An 18020-nucleotide genomic window follows, 5' to 3' on the forward strand; every position below is an offset into this window, starting at 1 on the left:
GGCGGGGCACCGCGGCCCTGGCCTTGCGCGCCGCTTCCGGGCATGCATCCGGGATGCAGCCCGAGACCCTGACCCGCGACCCCGCAGATGCCGCCCGGCTGGAGGCCATGGCCGAGCAGCTGGCTGCCAGCGGCGACTACCGCGTGCTGCGCCGGATCTCTCCCCGTGCGCCGGTCACCCCGCCCGAAGGCGTCCCGGTGCGACAGGGCATTGTGCTGGACCTCGAGACCACCGGCCTCGACCCGGCCCAGGACGAGATCATCGAATTCGCCATGCTGCCCTTCACCTACGGGCTGGACGGCACGCTCTATTCGGTGGGGGAGCCCTTCAACCGGCTGCGCCAGCCCTCGAAGCCGATCCCCCCGGCGATCACCAGGCTGACCGGCCTGACCGACGCGATGGTGGCCGGCCAGGTGCTGGACCCGGCCGAGGTGCGCCGCTTCGCCGAGCCGGCGGCGCTGGTCATCGCCCACAATGCCGGCTTCGACCGCCGCTTCGCCGAGAGGTTCTCCGACATCTTCGCCATCAAGCCCTGGGCCTGCTCGCTGACCCAGGTGGACTGGAAGGCCGAGGGCTTCGAGGGCAGCAAGCTCGGCTACCTGGCGATGAAGCTCGGCCTGTTCTTCGAGGGCCACCGCGCCCATCACGACTGCCAGGCGACGCTGGAGATCCTGGCGCGCCCGCTGCCGGCCTCCGGCATCCCCGCTCTGGCCCGGCTGCTGGAGACGGCGCGGCGCCCGAGTTTCCGTCTCTGGGCCGAAGGGGCGCCCTTCGAGGTGAAGGACCGGCTGAAGGCACGCGGCTACCGCTGGAACGGCGACAACAACGGCCAGCCGCGCGCCTGGTGGATCGACCTGGACGAGACCGCGCTGGAGGCCGAGCAGGCCTTCCTCGAGGCCGAGGTCTATGGCCAGACGCCGCGCGTCCCGGTGAAGCGGCTGACCGCGCTGGACCGCTTCTCCGAGCGCGGCTGACCGGCGGCGGAACCACATGTGACGCATCGATTAGCAATTTGGCCATAAAGCCATGAACAATGTATAAAAAGAGAAACCCCACCCCCCGCCGCTGACGCCCGCTCGCCGGGGTGCCGCCGGCCGGAGCGGGCACCTCCCGGCGCGCGCCTGCGCCCTTCGCCGAAGTGAGCCAGACCGTGAGCCAGACCGCCCTCGCCGACAGCGGGTCCGACGCGCTGTACCGCCAGATGGTGCAGGGGGTGAAGGACTACGCCATCTACCTGATCGATCCGTCGGGCGTGGTCAGCAACTGGAATGCCGGGGCGCAGCGGGCCAAGGGCTATACCGCGCAGGAAATCGTCGGCCAGCATTTCTCCCGCTTCTACACCGAGCCCGACCGCGCCGCCGGCCTGCCGCAGCGCGCGCTGGACTGCGCCCTGCGCGAGGGCAAGTTCGAGGGCGAGGGCTGGCGGCTGCGCCAGGACGGCACCCGCTTCTGGGCGCATGTCGTCATCGACCCGATCTTCGGCGAGGAGGGGGCGCTGATCGGCTTCGCCAAGATCACCCGCGACCTGACCGCCCAGGTCGAGGCCAGCCGCCGCACCACCGAGCAGGAGCGGCTGTTCCGCCTGCTGGTGCAGGGCGTCACCGACTATGCCATCTACCTGCTCGACCCCGAGGGCGTCGTCAGCAACTGGAATGCCGGGGCGCAGCGCGCCAAGGGCTATACCGCGCAGGAGATCGTCGGCCAGCATTTCTCCCGCTTCTACACGCTGGACGACCGCCGCGCCGGCCTGCCGCAGCGGGCGCTGGCGACGGCGCTGGCCACCGGCAAGTTCGAGGGCGAGGGCTGGCGCCTGCGCCGCGACGGCAGCCGCTTCTGGGCGCATGTCGTCATCGACCCGATCCGCGACGAAATGGGCACCCTGGTCGGCTATGCCAAGATCACCCGCGACCTGACGGCGCAGAAGCTGCAGTCGGACCGGATGAAGGCAGTCTCCGACAATCTCGACCTGGCGCTGGCGCATATGTCGCAGGGCCTCTGCCTGTTCGACGCGCAGGAGCGGCTGGTGCTCAGCAACGAGCGCATGCGCAGCCTGCTGCAGCTGCCCGAGACCGCCATCCGCCCGGGCGCCACGCTGACCGACCTGCTGTGGGAGCTGCATGCCGACCCGGCGGTCGACTACGAGGAGACCGCGGCCAAGGTGCGGGCGCTCCGCCTGGCGCATCTGGCGGCACTCGCCGCGACGCGGGAGACGGTGAACGAGGAGATGCTGCGGCAGGACCGCTACCTGTCGGTCAGCCACCGCGCGCTGCCGGCCGGCGGCTGGGTCACCACGCTGGACGACATCACCGAGCGCCGCCAGATCGAGGACCGCATCGTCCACCTGGCGCATCACGACACGCTGACCGCGCTGCCCAACCGCGTCACCTTCCGCGACCGGCTGGAGGCGGCGCTGGCCGGCGGCGCCCAGGCGCGCTGCGCGCTGCTCTATCTCGACCTCGACCGCTTCAAGCCGGTCAACGACACGCTGGGCCATCCGGTGGGCGATGCCGTGCTGCAGACCGTGGCGCAGCGGATCACCGCGCAGCTGCGCAAGAACGACGTGGTGGCGCGCCTCGGCGGTGACGAATTCGCCGTGCTGATGGATGGCTGCGACAAGGTGCAGGAGGTCAACCGCCTGGCCGAGCGGCTGATCCGCGAGATCAGCCGGCCGATGCAGGTGAACGGCCAGCAGGTGGTGGTCGGCGTCAGCATCGGCATCGCCTGCGCGCCGCGCCACGGCACCGATCCCGACCTGCTGCTGCGCAACGCGGATCTCGCGCTGTACCGCGCCAAGGAGCATGGCCGCGCCTGCCACCGCACCTATGAGCCCGACATGGAGCTGGTGGTGCAGCAGCGCCGCGACCTGGAGCAGGATCTGCGCCGCGCCCTCGAGCTCGGCGAGTTCACCCTGCATTTCCAGCCGGTGGTCGATACCGGCCGTGGCCAGATCACCGGCTGCGAGGCGCTGCTGCGCTGGGAAAGCCCGAAGCGCGGCCGGGTGCCGCCCGGCGACTTCATCCCCTTCGCCGAGGAGATCGGCATGATGTCCGAGATCGGCGACTGGGTGCTGCGCGCCGCCTGCCGCGAGGCCGCCGGCTGGGTGCAGCCGCTGACCGTCTCGGTCAATCTCAGCGTCACGCAGTTCCACCGCGAGGACCTGCTGGCGCGGGTCTCCCTGGCGCTGGCCGAGAGCGGCCTGCCGGCCGAGCGGCTGGAGCTGGAGATCACCGAGACGGCGATGATCGACGATGTCGTGGGCGCCACCGCCATCCTGGAGCAGCTGCGGCGCCTCGGCATCCGCATCGCGCTGGACGATTTCGGCACCGGCTATTCCTCGCTGAGCTTCCTGCGCAACCTGCCCTTCACCCGCATCAAGATCGACCGCAGCTTCGTGCATGACCTGGGCATCAAGCCGGAGGCGGCGGCGATCGTGCGCGCGGTGACCGGCATGTGCGACAGCCTGAAGGTCTCGGTCACCGCCGAGGGTGTCGAGACGGAGCGGCAGATGGCCATGCTGCAGGCCGAGGGCTGCGCCGAGCTGCAGGGCTTCCTGATCAGCCGTCCCTGCCCGTCGGCGGAGCTGGCGGTGTGGATGGACGACTATGCCCGCGCCCGCGCCGGCGAGGCCGAGGCGGTGCTCGCCTGACGCCTGCGCGCCCGGTTCAGGCGAAGCGCAGGATGTGGGTGCCGACCAGGCAGGTCTTGCCGTCCTGGTTGGCGACCTCGAAGCGCGACAGCGACCTGGCCGGGCTCTCCTCGACGGCGTCGATGGTGTAGCGCACGGTCAGGGAATCGCCGGCGAAGACCGGATGGGTGAAGCGGATGCGGTCATAGCCGGCCGAGACCGGCGTGCCGCGGCAGCCGGCGGCGACCGCCCGGCGCGACATCAGCGACGAGGCGGCCGAGACCAGCGCCATGACATGCGCGCCATGGGCGATGCAGCGGCCGAAGACGGTGGTGCGGGCGAAGTCGGCATCGACATGCACCGGGTCGTCGTCGCCGCTGAGGCCGGCGAAGGCGATGATGTCCGCGGCCGAGAGCGCGCGGCGGAACTCGACGCTGTCGCCCGGCGCCAGCCCGGTCGCGCTGCTCATTCCGCGGCGACCAGAGTCGAGAAACGGTCGAGCGCGGCCCGCGCCCGCGGCGCCCCCAGCCGCGCCTCCAGCCCCATCGGCCCGTCGGCGAAGAGCGCCGCTTCCATCTTGCGCAGGTTGGGCGAGATGGCGGGAACAAAACCCATCTGGTCGATGACGTCCTTCTGCAGATCGGCGTCAGGCGCAATTTCGACAAGTTCCGGCCCACGGTCGCCGAGGCGGAAGACGGCGCGTTCGGTGACATAGAGCACCGGCTGGCCGCGTTCCCGCGCGAAGGCGCCGGAGAAGGTCACCTGCTCGACCTTCTGCACCGCCTTAGGCGATCCGTTCGCCGTCAGCGTGCCGCCGAAGATCACCGCCTTGGCGCCCTGGCTGATATTGACGAAGCCGCCCGGCCCGACGATGCGCCCGCCGAAGCGGGACACGTTGACGTTGCCCACGGCATCAAACTCGGCAAAGGACAAAAAGGCCAGGTCGAGGCCGCCGCCGTCGTAGAAGTCGAACTGGTAGGGCTGGTCGACCTGGGCGTCGGGCGAGCGCGCCGCCCCCGCCTCGTTGCCGCTGGCCGGCGCGCCGCCGATGTTTCCTTGTTCGTTCGTCAGGCAGACCCGGCGGAGCACGCCTTCCTCGGCGGCGACATTGGCGATGCCGGTCGAGATGCCGGAGCCGAGGTTGCAGATGGCGCCTTCGAACAGCTCCAGCGCGCCGCGGCGGGCGACGATGCGCCGCGGCCCGGCCGGCAGGCGAGGGATGTCCTCGAGGGCCACGCGCAGATGGCCGGAATAGGCGGCGCTGTCCTCGGTTTCGAAGGTCTGCCACTGGTCGGGATCGACCACCAGCGCATCCACCAGGATGCCCGGCACCTTGACCATCTTCGGATGCAGGCTGCCGCGGGGCACGATGCGCTTGACCTGCGCCACCACCAGCCCGCCGGCGCGCCGCGCGGCCTGGGCGATGGAGAGCATCTCGAGGGTCACCGCCTCGTGCTCCATCGAGATATTGCCGTCCTCGTCGGCGGCCGAGCCGCGCACGAAGGCCACATCCACCTTGAAGGGCTTGTAGAAGAGGAATTCCTCGCCATCGAACTGGCGCAGCTCGACCAGGTCCTCGGTCGCCGCCCTGCTCTGCCGGCCGCCCTGCAGCCTGGGGTCGACGAAGCTGTGCAGCCCGATCCGGGTCAGCAGGCCGGGGCGGCCGGCCGCCATCTCGCGCATCAGCTGGGAGAGCGATCCCTGCGGCAGGGTATAGGCCTCGATCTTCTCCGCCAGCGCGAGCGTCGCGACGGCCGGGCTGTTGACGAAGGTGCCGGAGACCACGCGCTTCAGCAGCCCTTCCTGCGCCAGATGCCCGGCGCCGCGCGTCTTGCCGTCGCCGAGCCCCACCGGATGCAGCGCGGTGATGCCGCGCGGATGGCCGCTGTCGCGGAACCGATCGCCGACCGCGGCGAGCAGCGCGTCGGGCACGGCATGGCCGCCGCCGGAGCCGCCGATCAGCAGGGTGTCGCCATCCCGCAGCAATTGCGCGGCCTCGGCCGCCGTCATGCGCCTCATGGCAAGCGCTCCTGTCGGGGAAGGGGCGCCAGCGCCCCGGGGAAATGGCAGGCCAGGCGGTGGCCCGGCGCCACCTCGGCCAGCGGCGGCAAGGTCGCGCAGACATCCTGCGCGACCGGGCAGCGGGCGCGGAACGCGCAGCCCTGCGGCAGGCGCAGCGTGCTGGGCGGCTCGCCGCCGAGCAGCACGCGCTGCCGCCCCGGCTCCGGGATCGCGCTGGTCAGCGCCACGGTATAGGGGTGCAGCGGGCGGGTGATAACCTCGTCGGCCGGGCCTTCCTCGACGATGCGGCCGAGATACATCACGGCGACGCGGTCGCAGAAGGCGCGCACCACCGCGAGATCATGCGCGATGAACAGATAGGACAGGCCCAGCCGTTCGCGCAGCGACAGCATCAGGTTCAGCACCTGCGCCTGGACATTGACGTCGAGCGCCGAGACCGGCTCGTCCGCCACCACCACCGCCGGCTCCAGCGCCAGCGCCCGGGCAATGGAAATGCGCTGCCGCTGCCCGCCGGAAAACTCATGCGGGAAGCGCGTTGCGAAGGCCGGCTTCAGGCCCACGGTGTCCAGCAGCGAGGCGACACGTTCCGCCGCCGCGGCGCGCGACGGCGCACGGCGATGCGCCAGCAGCGGCTCCGCCAGGATCTGCCCCACCGTCATGCGCGGGTTCAGCGAGGCATAGGGGTCCTGGAACACCATCTGCAGCCGCGGCCGCAGGCTGCGCAGCGCGGCCGGCGTCGCCGTGGTGATGTCCTGCCCCTCGAAGGTGATGCGGCCGGCGGTCGGCGCATGCAGCCGTGTCAGCAGCCGCGCCAGCGTCGACTTGCCGCAGCCGCTCTCGCCGACGACGCCCAGGCTCTCACCCCGCCGCAGCACCAGGTCGACGCCGTTGACCGCATGCACCATGGCCGGCTGCGCGAAGAGGCTCTTGCGCGGCAGGACGAATTTCTTCTCCAGCCCGGTGGCCTGCAGCAGCGGCGCCTCCCCGGTCGCCGGCGCGCGGCGCTCGGCGGTGGCGGGCACCGTCGGGCGCGGCAGGCTGCGGCCATCGGCGGTGACCCAGCAGCGGGCGCGGCGGCCCGGCGCCACCTCCATCAGCGGCGGGTGCTCGGTATCGCAGCGGGCGATGCGGAAGGGACAGCGCGGCGCGAAGCGGCAGCCGGGCAGGGGGTTCAGCGGATCGGGCGGCGTGCCCTCGATGGCCGTCAGGCGCGCGCCCGCCGGCGCCTCCAGCCGGGGCACGGCATTGACCAGCGCCCAGGCATAGGGATGGCGCGGATCCTCCAGGACGTCCGCGGTCGGCGCCTCCTCGACCACCTCGCCGGCATACATGACGGCCACGCGCCGGCAGACGCTGCCGATGACGCCGAGGTCGTGGCTGATCAGCACGATGGCCGTGCCGAATTCCTGGTTCAGCCCGCGCAGCAGGTCGAGGATCTGCGCCTGGATGGTGACGTCGAGCGCCGTGGTCGGCTCGTCGGCGATCAGCAGCGCCGGATCGTTGGCCAGGCCGATGGCCATCATCACGCGCTGCCGCATGCCGCCGGAGAATTCATGCGGGAAGGCGGCGGCGGCGCGCTCCGGCGCCGCGACGCCCATGCGGCGCAGCAGCTCGATGCCGCGGCGGCGCGCCGGCTTCGGCGGCATCCTGCCGTGGCTGACGATATGCTCGGTGACCTGGCCGAGGATGCGCTTGACCGGATTGAGCCCGGTCATCGGGTCCTGGAAGACCATGGCCGCGCGGTCGCCGCGCCAGTCGCGCAATTCGCGCGGCGACATGGCCAGCACCTCGCGCCCCTGGAAGCGGATCGAGCCGCCGACGATGCGCGCCGGCTCCTGCAGCAGCCGCAGCAGCGACAGCGCGGTGACGCTCTTGCCCGAGCCGCTTTCGCCGACGATGCCGAGCGTCTCGCCCGGGCCGAGACTGAAGGAAACCCCATCCACCGCATGCACCGGCCCGGCATCGGTCAGGAAGACCGTGCGCAGGTCTTCAACCTCGAGGACCGGCACTGTCGTCTGCGGGGTCGCGGCCTGCGGAGCTGCCATGTGGTTCACTGCGTCCGCCCCTTGGGATCGAGCCAGTCGCGCAGCCCGTCGCCGCAGAAGTTGAAGCCGACGACGACGGTCAGGATGGCGAGGCCGGGGAAGGCCGCGACCCACCATTGCTCAACCAGTTCTCTTCCCTCTGCGACCATCGAGCCCCATTCCGCCATCGGCGGGATGACGCCGAGGCCGAGGAAGGAAAGACCGGCAAAGGTCAGGATGGCATTGCCGAGGTCGAGGGTGATCAGCACGGCGAGCGGCCCCAGCGTGTTCGGCATGATGTGGCGCAGCAGGATGCGGCGCGGCTTCAGCCCGAGCACCGTCGCGGCCTCGACATATTCCTGGCTGCGCTGGACGAGCGCCAGCGCGCGGCCGAGGCGGGCGAATTTCGGCCACCAGACGACCAGCATGGCGAGCACGGTGTTCAGCGGCCCGATGCCGAGCGCGGCGGCGATGGCCAGCGCCAGGATGATCGGCGGGAAGCAGAGCACCAGGTCGGTCAGCCGCATCAGCCCCTCGTCCCACCAGCCGCGCGCCCAGGCGGCGATCGTGCCGATGGCGGTGCCGATCAGCGCCCCCAGGATGACGACGGAGAAGCCCGCCGCCAGCGACAGCCGCGCGCCATGCAGCAGGCGGGAGAAGACGTCGCGCCCCAGCGTGTCGGTGCCCATCCAGTGCGTGGCCGAAGGCGGCTGCAGCCGCGCGGTGACATCGACGGCATTCGGCTGGTAGGGCGAGATCCAGGGCGCCAGCAGCGCGATCAGGATCCAGGCCAGCACGATGCCGCCGCCGAACCAGGCGGGGCCGTAGCGGCGCAGCCGGCGGCGCCAGCGCGGCGTGGCGCGGGGCAGGGAGGTGGCGGTGGTCGCGCTCACCGCCGCACCCGCGGGTCGAGCAGGGCATAGGACAGATCGACCGCCAGGTTGACCAGCAGGAAGGTGACGGAGACCACCAGCGTGATGCCGACGATCGCCGGGAAGTCCAGCGCGGCGGCGGAGCGGAAGGTGTAGCGGCCGAGCCCCGGCCAGGAGAAGACGGTCTCGGTCATCACAGCCCCTGCCAGCAGGTTCGCATAGGCCAGGCCGCCCAGCGTCACCACCGGCACCAGCGCGTTGGGCAGCGCATGGCCGAGGATGGTGGTGCGCTCCCGCATGCCCTTGGCCCGCGAGACACGGATATAGTCCTGCTGCAGGCTGTCCAGCATGGCGGCGCGGGTGGTGCGGGTGATCAGCCCGATGGTCGCCGCCGCCAGCACGATCGAGGGCAGCACCAGATGCGCGACCGTGTCGCCGAAGGTCTCCCAGTCGCCGGCCATGACGCTGTCCAGCAGGAAAAGCCCCGTGGGCCCCTCGGGCGGAAAGGCGATGGGGTCGAGCCGCCCGGGCCCCGGCGCCCAGCCCAGCCCGCCATAGAAGATGGCGAGCATGATGAAGGCGAGCCAGAAGGTCGGCGCCGAGACGCCGAGCAGCGAGACGACGCGGGCCACGCTGTCGACCCAGCCGTCGCGCCAGACGGCGGCGGCGATGCCGAGCGGGATGCCGATGACGAGGGAGAGCAGGAAGGCGACCGTGGCCAGCTCGATCGTCGCCGGCGCATACTGGAAGATGTCGTCCAGCACCGGCCGGCGCGTCGCGATGGAGGTGCCCAGATCGCCCTGCACCAGGCCGCTGAGGAAGATGCCGTAGCGTTCCCAGAGCGGCAGGTCGAGACCCCATTTGGCGCGCCAGCGCGCCACCGTCGCCGGGTCGCTGGCGGCGATGTCGCCGAGCTGCGCCAGCACCGGATCGCCGGGGACGAAGTTGGCGATCAGGAAAATCACTGCGCTGGCCAGGATCGCCATCATCACGGCGGTCACCAGCCGCTGGACGATGTAGCGAGACATCGGCCGCAACCCTCCCCGGAAACATTGCTTGCTTGAGGTCGAGCCTTGCCGATCGGGGGCCGGCGATCAACCCTCTTTCTGGGCTTGGCGGGTGAAAAATTGGAACGTTATAATCCGCCCAAAAGCTGGGGGAGGGGAATGCCATGCAGGGCGAAGTGCGGCTGGACGTCGAGAACGGCGTCGCCGAGCTGCTGCTGGACCGTGCTGCGAAGCACAATGCCATGACGCCGGAGATGGCGGCGCAGCTCGCCACCCATGCCCGCGCCATCGATGCCGATGACCGCGCCCGCGCCGTGCTGATCCGCGGCGCCGGCGAGCGCGCCTTCTGCTCCGGCAGCGACCTCAATTCCCTGGCCGCCTATGCTTCCGCCTGGCATTTCCGCAACCGCGTGGAATATGCGGCGGCGCTGCGCGGCCTCCGCAAGCCGGTGGTGGCGGCGCTGCAGGGCTGGACGCTGGGCGGCGGCGCCGAGATGGCGCTGGGCGCCGACTACCGCATCGCCGCCACCGGCACGCGCATCGGCTTTCCCGAGGTGCAGCGCGGCTGGGTGGGCGGCGGCGGCGCCTCGCAGCTGCTGCCGCGGCTGATCGGCCATGCGGCGGCGACGCGGCTGCTGATGCTGGCCGAGCCGATCGAGGCGGAGGAGGCGCTGCGGCTCGGCCTGGTCCATGAGGTGGTGGCGCCGGAAGCGCTGTTGCCACGCGCGCGCGTGGTGGCCGCGAAGCTGGCCGGCTTCAGCCCGGTCGCGGTGCAGTCGGTGAAGGCGGCGCTGCGGGCGGCGATGGAATCCTCGCTGAGCGCCGGCATTGCCTATGAGAACGAGATGAACGTGCTGTGCTTCAGCGCCGGCGACCACCTCGAGGGCATCCGCGCCTTCAACGAGAAGCGGCCGGCCGAATTCGCGCGGTGAAGGGTCGCCCGGAGCGCGCTGCGCTCCGGGCGCTTCACGTCAAGCCAGCGTGACCTTCCCCATGTCGAGCTGCCAGCCGGCGGCCGTGAGCGGAAACGTCTTGATGCTCTTGCGCACGCCGACCTGGTAGGTCGGCTGGAACAGGATGAAGTGGTTGGCCTGGTCCACCACCTTCTTCTGCCACTCGATCCAGAGCTTCGCCGCCTCGCCCATATCCTGCGATTCGGACGCCTGCTTGACCAGCGCCGTCATCTCCGGCGGCACCTCCCAGCCGACACGCTTGGCGACGCGCTCGACCACCGCCGAGGCCCAGAGATCGTTGGACACGGCCGGCGGGTTCCAGAAGGTCAGCAGCCCGCCCTGCATCTTGCCGGTGGTGTAGACGGTGCGCAGATTGACCTGGTCCATCGGGTTGAGCCGGACGCGGATCTTCACCCGCGCCAGGTCGGACTGGATCTTCTGCGCCAGCACCTGGTAGGACACGCCGGCCACGGCAGCGTTGCCATAGGCGATCTCCATCTCGAAGCCGTCGGCCAGGCCCGCCTGCTGCAGCAGCGCGCGCGCCTTGTCGAGGTCCTGGTGGAAGCCGACCTGCTTCGCCACCTCCTCGGTGCTGCCGACGACGCCGATCGGCAGGAAGTGGGCCGCCCGCGTCGCGGCACCGCCCAGCAGGTTCTTCAGGATGCCGTCGTAGTCGATGGCGAGGCCGATGGCATGCCGCGCCTCCTTCTTCGCCAGCGCCGGATTCGCCCCCGGATTCTGCGTCAGCGCCATATAGACGTGGTCGAGGCTGGGCAGCTTGTCGATGGTGACATTGGCGTCACCCTGCAGCGCCGCGATATGCTCGGGGATCAGGTTGAAGGCGGCATGCACGTCGCCGCGCCGCACCGCCAGCAGCTGCGCGGCGCTGTCCGACAGATGCCGGATCACCACGCGCTCGAAGTCGCTCTGGCCGCGCCAATGGTTCGGGTTGCGCTGCAGCATGATCTGCGCGTTGCGTTCCCAGCGCACCAGGCGGAAGGCGCCGGTGCCGGCGCTGTTGCCGTTCAGCCAGTCGGTGGCCTTGTCCTGGTCGCGCGCCTCCGGCCCGGCGACCGCGCCGTTCTTCACCAGCACCGCCTTCTCCATCACCGCGCAGGCGGGGTTGCAGAGGATCGGCAGGATCGGCGCATTGGGCGCGTTCAGGACGAAGTCGACGGTGTTGGCGTCGACGATCTCGACCCGGTCGACGGCCTTGATATAGACCTGGGTCTGCTCCTTCAGCCCGATCAGGCGGTCGAAGCTGAACTTGACGTCCTCGGCCGTCATGGTGGCGCCGCTGGCGAACTTGACGCCCTGCCGCAGGGTGAAGCGCCAGCCCTTGCCGTCCGGCGTGCGCGCCCAGGCGGTCGCCAGCGCCGGCTTCGGATTGACGTAGTCGCCAGCCTCGAAGGTCATCAGCGTGTCGTAGCAGGCGGCCAGCGTCATCGGCGGCGTGTACTGCGCCTGGCGGGCCGGATCGAAGGTGATGGTGTCGCTGGTGTCGAGGCCGATCACCAGGGTTTCGCGCCGCGATTGCGCCTGCGCCATGCGTGGCGTCAGGAAGGGCAGGGAGGCGGCGCCGAGGCCAAGCAACTGCGCCAGCTCGCGCCGGCGAAGACTGATGATGTTCATGGACATTTCCTCCAACGCCGCGGATGATAGCAGGAAGATCGGAACGTTCCAATTTTCCGTGAGGGGAACGGATCCGGAAGATGGGGGAGGGAGTGGCCATGCCGATCGGCGTCGGCCTGATCGGGCTCGGCATGGCGGTGAAGCCGCATATGCGCGCCGTGCGCGATCTGCAGAAATCGGGACGGATCCGGCTGGTCGGCGGCTTCTCGCCCTCGGCCGAGCGGCGCGCCTGTTTCGCCGCGCAATGGGGCGCGCCGGTCTTCAACCGGCAGGAGGCGCTTCTGGACCAGCCGGAGCTCGGGCTGGTGCTGATCCTCACGCCGCCGGGCACGCATCTTGCGGTTGCAGAGGTGGTGGCCGCCACCCGTCGTCACCTGCTGGTGGAGAAGCCGCTGGAGATCAGCGCCGCGCGCGGCGAGGCGCTGGCCGCCCTCGCCGAGGCCGCCGGAGTGCGCTGCGGCGTCTGCCTGCAGCACCGCTTTCGCCCCGGCGCGCTCCGCTTGCGCCAGGCGATCGAATCGGGGGTATTGGGAAGGCTGCTGTCGGCCAGCGCCAGCATCCGCTGGTGGCGCGATTCGTCCTACTTCGCCGAGGCCGGGCGCGGGACAAGGGCACGCGATGGCGGCGGCGTGCTGCTGACCCAAGCGATCCATTCGCTCGACCTGCTGCTGCACCTGGCGGGGCCGCATCGGAGCGTGGCCGGATTTGCCGCCACCTCGCCGCTGCGCGCCATCGACACCGAGGACATCGTCGCTGCCGCCCTGCGCTTCGAGAATGGCGCGCTGGGCGTGGTCGACGCCACCACCGTGGCGCGGCCGGGCTATCCGGAGCGCATCGAGATCGCCGGCACCGAAGGATCGGCGGTGCTGGAGGCCAGCCGCCTGGTGCTGCATCGCGGCGGCGAGGTCGAGCGGCTGGGCGAGGACCTGGCCGGCGGCGGCGGCGCCGATCCCATGGCCTTCGACTATCGCCCGCACCGCGCGGTGCTGACCGAGATGATCGACGCCATCGAGCAGGATCGCGCACCGTCGAACGATGCGCGCTCGGCCCTGCTGGTGCAGCGATTGATCGAGGACCTTCTGGTGGATGCGGAGACCCGTGCATGAGCATCACCGGCACCACCCGGCTTTTCGCCATCGTCGGCGACCCGGTCGCGCCGCTGCGCTCGCCTGCGCTGTTCAATGCCGCCTTCGCGCGCCTCGGGCGCGATGCGGCCTTCCTGCCGATGCAGATCCTCGCCGGCCGCCTCGAAGAATCCTGGCCGGGCCTGGCGGCAATCGAGAATCTGGACGGGCTGGTCGTCACCATGCCGCACAAGGAAGCGGTGGTGCCGCTGCTGCAGGCGCTGGGGCCTACGGCGCGGCTGACCGGCACGGTGAACACCGTGCGCCGCCGCGCGGAGGGCGGCTTCGAAGGCGAGATGTTCGACGGCGAAGGTTTCCGGGACGGGCTGGAGCGCGCCGGCCATGCGCCGCACGGAAAGAAGATCCTGCAGATCGGCTGCGGCGCGGCGGGGCGGGCCATCGCCTTCGCGCTGGCGCGGGCCGGCACCGCGCATCTGTCGCTGCAGGATGCGGCGCCGGGCCGGGCCGCGTCGCTGGCCGCGCAGCTGCGCCGGCACGTCCCGCAGCTGTCCTGCAGCCATGAAGGCGCCGGGATCGCTGGCCACGACATCATCGTCAACGCGACGCCGATGGGGTTGCGTGACGGCGACCCGATGCCGCTTGATCCGACGCTGCTCTCGCGGGATCAGGTCGTGGCCGATGTCATCCCCAATCCCGAGGTGACGCCGCTGATCGCCGCCGCCCGCGCGCTGGGCTGCCCGACGGTCACCGGCCGCGCCATGCATGAAGGCCAGGCGCGGCTGGCCGCGGCCTGGCTCGGCATCGAGGGCTGGGAAAGCTAGGCCGCCACCCGCCGATGCACCATGAGGTCGTTCTCGCCCTGCTGGACGACCTCGTCCTTCTGGTTGAACAGAGAGAAATCCAGCGTGACGATACCGCGATCCGCATGCCGCGTCGGGCGGCAGGCGGCAACCCGGACCGTCGCCTGCAGCCGGTCGCCGATCAGGATCGCTCCGGTGAAGCGCCAGCGCCAGCCGAGCGAGACGATGGCGGCGAGCTGCGTCTGCGCCCGGTTCTTCAGCCCATCCGCCAGCGCCAGCCCCAGGATCCCATGCGCCACCCGACCGGGATAGCCGAGCGACTGTGCATAGCGGTCATCCATGTGGATCTCGAAGAAGTCGCCGGACAGGCCGGCAAAGGCCAGGATATGGGCCTCGGTGACCTGGATGCCGCCGGTCTGCCAGGACAGGCCGGGGGCGATATCGTCGAAATGCAGCCGGTTGTCGGTCATCACAGCCTCCCCAGATGCAGCCCGCCATCGACATGCAGCGCGTCGCCGGTGCTGAAGGGCAGGTCGCCGGCGGCCAGCATGGCGATGGTGCGGCCGATATCGCTGGCCTCGCCCCAGCGGCGCATCGGCGACAGCCCGCCGGCGATGCGCTGCTCGTAGCGGGCGGCGACCGGCGCGGTCATCTCGGTGCGGATGACGCCGGGGCGGATCTCATGCACCGCGATGCCCTCTTCCGCCAGCCGCACGGCGAAGACCTTGGCGATCATCGAGACCGCCGCCTTGGAGGCGCAGTATTCGCCCCGATCCGGCGAGGCCAGCACCGCATTCGCCGAGGAGACGAAGACGATGCTGCGCGGGCCGCTTGCGGGCGAGGCAATCATCGCCTTCGCCACGGCCTGGGTCAGGAAGAAGCTGCCGCGCGCATTGATGCCCTGCGCCCGGTCCCAGGATTCGACGGAGACATCCAGCAGGTCGCCGCGCCGCAAGGCGCCGACGCCGGCATTGTTGACCAGGCAGGCGAGACGCCCCTCCGCGCTCGCCGCCGCGACCAGCGCCGCGTGGCTGCCCAGCTCGGCCAGGTCGAAGCGGCGGAATGCGAAGGACGCGCCCTCCGCCTGCACCAGCGCGCCGGTCTCGGCGGCACCCTCCTCGTCGATATCGGCGCAGAGGATGTCGAAGCCGCGCGCAGCCAGCGCCTGGCAGGCGGCACGGCCGATGCCGCGGCGGCCGCCGGTGACCAGCGCCAGGGGACGCGCGCTCATGCCAGCAGGCTCCGCGCCATGATCATGCGCTGGATCTGGTTGGTGCCCTCGTAGATCTGCGTGATCTTGGCGTCGCGGAACAGCCGCTCCACCCGCACCCCGCGGATATAGCCGGAGCCGCCATGGATCTGCACCGCATCCGCCGTGCGCGCGACCGCCGCATCCGAGGCGAAGCACTTGGCCATGCTGGCCTCCAGCGTCGCCCGCGCGCCATTGTCGAGAATCTGCGCCGCGTGATGCACCATCAGCCGCGCCGCATGCGCGTCCTTGGCCATGTCGGCGATCATCCATTGCACCGCCTGGAATTCGGCGATGGCCTGGCCGAACTGCTTTCGCTGCTTCGCGTAGTCGATGCTGTCTTCCAGTGCCGCCTGCAGGATGCCCAGCGCCAGCGCCGCGATGCCGATGCGGCCTTTGTCCAGCACCGACATCATCATGTGGAAGCCGCGCCCTTCTTGCCCCAGCATCGCATCGGCCGGCAGCCGCACCCCGTCGAAGCGCAACCCGCCCACCGGCGAGGCGCGCTGCCCCATCTTGTGCTCCTTGCGGTCGCGCGACACGCCCGGGCTGTCGAGGTCCACCAGGAAGATCGACATGCCGCGATGGCCCGCCGCCGGGTCGGTGCGCGCCAGCACGGCGGCGAAATCGGCGATCGGTGCGTTGTGGATCCACAGCTTGGCGCCATCCAGCACCCAGCCCTCGCCGTCGCGAACGGCGCGCGTCTTCAGCCCCGCCAGGTCGGAACCCGCCTCGGCCTCGGTCAGCGCATAGGCGCAGCGCCGCTCGGCCTTCAGCAGCGGCCGCAGGTAGCGATCCTGCTGAAGCGCCGTGCCATGCTCGGTCAGCAGCGTGCCCAGCAGCTCGACCAGCCCGACCTGGTCGGCGACGGAAGCATAGCCGCGGCCGAGCTCCTCCATCACCAGCGCATAGGACAGCACATCGGCGCCGGCGCCGCCCAGCGCCTCCGGCACGCAGATGCCGAACAGTCCGGCCTCCGCCAGCCGCTGATACAGCTCGGCCGGATAGCGCTCGCTCTCGTCCAGCTCGGCGGCGAGCGGCGCCACCTCCTCCTCGGCGAAGCGGCGCGCGGCATCGCGCAGCGCGCCATGCCATTCGCTGGCGCCCTTGGGCATCGCGGTGTCTGGCACCGTCTTTCCTCCCTTGTCGTCACGCGGACAGAAGTCTAGGCGGCCCTCCGCTGCTGTGCGCCGCAGGATTCGCGGATCACCAAGGCGGGTGGCAGGATCTCGCGCAGCGGCTCGGCCGCCGGATCGGTGATGCGGTGCAGCAGCACCCGCGCCGCCGCCTGGCCGATGACATGCGGCGCGACGCGGATGGTGGTCAGCGGCGGATACCAATGCGCCGCCTCGCGCACATCGTCGAAGCCGACCAGCGCCACGTCGCGCCCCGGCATCCGCCCGCCGCGCTGCAGCCCCATGCCGGCGCCGAAGGCGACGGAATCGTTGAAGCAGACAAGCGCCGTCGGCCCCTTCGCCGTCAGCGCTTCCGCCACCACCGAGGCCTCGCCGATATCGGTGCGGCAGGGCAGGTGCTCCGGCGTCAGCCCAGCCCGCGCCATGGCCCGCGCATAGCCTTCCCAGCGTCCGGTGCTGACCGAGTTCTTCGCCGCACCGCCCAGGAAGGCAATCCGGCGATGGCCGAGCGCCAGCAGATGCTCCGTCGCCAGCCGCGTGCCGGCGCGGTTGTCGGGCCCGGCATGCGCGCCGCGGCGGAAGCTGCGCACCACCGTCGCATGCGGCAGCTGCCAGGCCCGCAGCTCCTCCGACAGCGAGGCCGGCGTGCCGGTCGCCGGCATGATCAGCACGCCATCCACCGGCTGCTCGCGGAACCGCTCCAGCATGCGGCGCTGCCGCTCGGCCGATTCCGCCGTGTTGGCCAGCATCGTCACATAGCCGGCCTGGTCCAGCGCCTCCTCCACGCCGGCGGTCAGCTCGGCATAGAAGGGATTGGTGATCTCGCAGACCAGCAGCCCGATCGTGTGCGACCTGCCCGACCGCATCATCGCGGCCGACCGGTCATAGACGTAACCAAGGCGTGCGGCGGCCTCGCGCACCACGCGCCGGGTCTCCTCGCGCAGCTTGCTGTCGTCACGCAGCGCCAGCGCCGCGGTGGACAGCGCCACCCCCGCCTCGCGGGCGACGTCCTTGATCCTGATCCGCTGCATCTTCATCAGAGTGGAACGTTCCAATTCGACCGTCAAGCCGTCACAGGCATGCCAAGGCCAGGGGGAATGAATTCCCCCTGGACCCCCATCTTTTTTCTGTCCGTGCTGCCGCAGGCAGACACTACGCGGCGCGCACCTCGGTGACGAAGCTGTCCACCGCGCCGGTCAGCTGCTCGCTCTGGCGCGACAGATCGCTCGCGGCAGCCAGCACCTGCGTCGCGGCCGCACCGGTGCTGCTGGCGCCGGCGCTGACCGAGGAAATGCTCTGCGTCACCACGCCGGTCGCCTGCGCGGTCTCCTGCACCGTGCGCGCGATCTCCGAGGTCGCGGCGCTCTGCTCCTCCACCGCGGCGGCGATGGCGACCGTGATGCGGCTCACCTCGTCGATCGTGCCGGCAATCGCGCCGATCGCCACCACCGCCTGCTGCGTCGCCTGCTGGATGGCCCCGATCTGCGCGCCGATCTCCTCGGTGGCCTTGCTCGTCTGGTTGGCCAGGTTCTTCACCTCGCTCGCCACCACGGCGAAGCCCTTGCCGGCCTCGCCCGCGCGGGCGGCCTCGATGGTGGCGTTCAGGGCCAGCAGA

The 18020-nt window shown here is 70.9% G+C and carries 16 protein-coding genes; 5 read left to right on the forward strand and 11 right to left on the reverse strand.

The annotated features are described in order from the left end of the window. The first annotated feature begins 107 nt into the window (after nucleotides 1–107). Both BKE38_RS08205 and BKE38_RS08210 read left to right on the forward strand, forming a co-directional pair. On the forward strand, nucleotides 108–974 hold the full coding sequence (locus BKE38_RS08205) for a 3'-5' exonuclease (RefSeq protein WP_474104345.1): 867 nt from the start codon (nucleotides 108–110) through the stop codon (nucleotides 972–974). 176 nt (nucleotides 975–1150) lie between these two features. Further along, nucleotides 1151–3646, forward strand: coding sequence for a sensor domain-containing protein (locus BKE38_RS08210; RefSeq protein ID WP_131829518.1), 2496 nt, complete (start codon nucleotides 1151–1153; stop codon nucleotides 3644–3646). A gap of 16 nt (nucleotides 3647–3662) precedes the next feature. Here the strand turns inward: BKE38_RS08210 and BKE38_RS08215 are convergent, their stop codons facing one another. The 5 genes from BKE38_RS08215 to BKE38_RS08235 are packed head-to-tail and all read right to left on the reverse strand — an operon-like array spanning nucleotide 3663 to nucleotide 9571. Continuing rightward, nucleotides 3663–4094: a MaoC family dehydratase gene (locus BKE38_RS08215; protein ID WP_076956841.1), complete on the reverse strand. Its 432-nt coding sequence runs from the start codon at nucleotides 4092–4094 to the stop codon at nucleotides 3663–3665. Further along, nucleotides 4091–5644 carry an acyl CoA:acetate/3-ketoacid CoA transferase gene (locus BKE38_RS08220; RefSeq protein WP_076956842.1) on the reverse strand — a complete coding sequence of 518 codons (1554 nt, stop codon included), beginning with the start codon at nucleotides 5642–5644 and terminating at the stop codon, nucleotides 4091–4093. The genes BKE38_RS08215 and BKE38_RS08220 overlap by 4 nt, the downstream gene beginning before the upstream one ends. Next, complete coding sequence (locus BKE38_RS33160; protein WP_076956843.1) at nucleotides 5641–7692, reverse strand: dipeptide ABC transporter ATP-binding protein; 2052 nt, start codon at nucleotides 7690–7692, stop codon at nucleotides 5641–5643. The genes BKE38_RS08220 and BKE38_RS33160 overlap by 4 nt, the downstream gene beginning before the upstream one ends. A 5-nt stretch (nucleotides 7693–7697) precedes the next feature. After that, complete coding sequence (locus tag BKE38_RS08230; RefSeq protein WP_083747384.1) at nucleotides 7698–8564, reverse strand: ABC transporter permease; 867 nt, start codon at nucleotides 8562–8564, stop codon at nucleotides 7698–7700. Further along, nucleotides 8561–9571, reverse strand: coding sequence for an ABC transporter permease (locus BKE38_RS08235; RefSeq protein WP_076956844.1), 1011 nt, complete (start codon nucleotides 9569–9571; stop codon nucleotides 8561–8563). Before BKE38_RS08235 ends, BKE38_RS08230 begins: the two co-directional genes overlap by 4 nt. A 143-nt stretch (nucleotides 9572–9714) precedes the next feature. Here BKE38_RS08235 and BKE38_RS08240 point away from each other — a divergent pair, with 143 nt between their 5' ends. After that, nucleotides 9715–10482, forward strand: coding sequence for an enoyl-CoA hydratase/isomerase family protein (locus tag BKE38_RS08240; protein ID WP_076956845.1), 768 nt, complete (start codon nucleotides 9715–9717; stop codon nucleotides 10480–10482). Nucleotides 10483–10521: 39 nt separating this feature from the next. Here the strand turns inward: BKE38_RS08240 and BKE38_RS08245 are convergent, their stop codons facing one another. Further along, nucleotides 10522–12135, reverse strand: coding sequence for an ABC transporter substrate-binding protein (locus tag BKE38_RS08245; protein ID WP_076956846.1), 1614 nt, complete (start codon nucleotides 12133–12135; stop codon nucleotides 10522–10524). Between the two features lie 80 nt (nucleotides 12136–12215). On the opposite strand from BKE38_RS08245, the gene BKE38_RS08250 reads away from it, so the two are divergent. Next, on the forward strand, nucleotides 12216–13241 hold the full coding sequence (locus tag BKE38_RS08250) for a Gfo/Idh/MocA family protein (RefSeq protein ID WP_242662285.1): 1026 nt from the start codon (nucleotides 12216–12218) through the stop codon (nucleotides 13239–13241). Beyond that, a complete protein-coding gene (locus BKE38_RS08255) occupies nucleotides 13238–14041 on the forward strand; it encodes a shikimate dehydrogenase family protein (RefSeq protein ID WP_076956848.1) in 804 nt (267 codons plus the stop codon). The genes BKE38_RS08250 and BKE38_RS08255 overlap by 4 nt, the downstream gene beginning before the upstream one ends. Here BKE38_RS08255 and BKE38_RS08260 read toward each other — a convergent pair. The 5 genes from BKE38_RS08260 to BKE38_RS08280 all read right to left on the reverse strand — a co-directional run. After that, the gene (locus BKE38_RS08260) at nucleotides 14038–14490 is read right to left on the reverse strand and encodes a MaoC family dehydratase (protein WP_076956849.1); all 453 of its coding nucleotides are present in this window, start codon (nucleotides 14488–14490) and stop codon (nucleotides 14038–14040) included. The genes BKE38_RS08255 and BKE38_RS08260 overlap by 4 nt on opposite strands. Next, nucleotides 14490–15251, reverse strand: a complete 762-nt coding sequence (locus tag BKE38_RS08265; protein WP_076956850.1) for a 3-ketoacyl-ACP reductase — start codon at nucleotides 15249–15251, stop codon at nucleotides 14490–14492. Before BKE38_RS08265 ends, BKE38_RS08260 begins: the two co-directional genes overlap by 1 nt. Continuing rightward, on the reverse strand, nucleotides 15248–16384 hold the full coding sequence (locus BKE38_RS08270; protein WP_076956851.1) for an acyl-CoA dehydrogenase family protein: 1137 nt from the start codon (nucleotides 16382–16384) through the stop codon (nucleotides 15248–15250). The genes BKE38_RS08265 and BKE38_RS08270 overlap by 4 nt, the downstream gene beginning before the upstream one ends. 50 nt (nucleotides 16385–16434) lie before the next feature. After that, on the reverse strand, nucleotides 16435–17442 hold the full coding sequence (locus BKE38_RS08275; protein ID WP_076956852.1) for a LacI family DNA-binding transcriptional regulator: 1008 nt from the start codon (nucleotides 17440–17442) through the stop codon (nucleotides 16435–16437). A gap of 115 nt (nucleotides 17443–17557) precedes the next feature. After that, the coding region (locus tag BKE38_RS08280; protein WP_242662287.1) for a methyl-accepting chemotaxis protein at nucleotides 17558–18020 on the reverse strand (463 nt) is incomplete at its 5' end.

Source organism: Teichococcus deserti, assembly GCF_001982615.1.
Taxonomy (GTDB): Bacteria; Pseudomonadota; Alphaproteobacteria; order Acetobacterales; family Acetobacteraceae; genus Pseudoroseomonas; species Pseudoroseomonas deserti.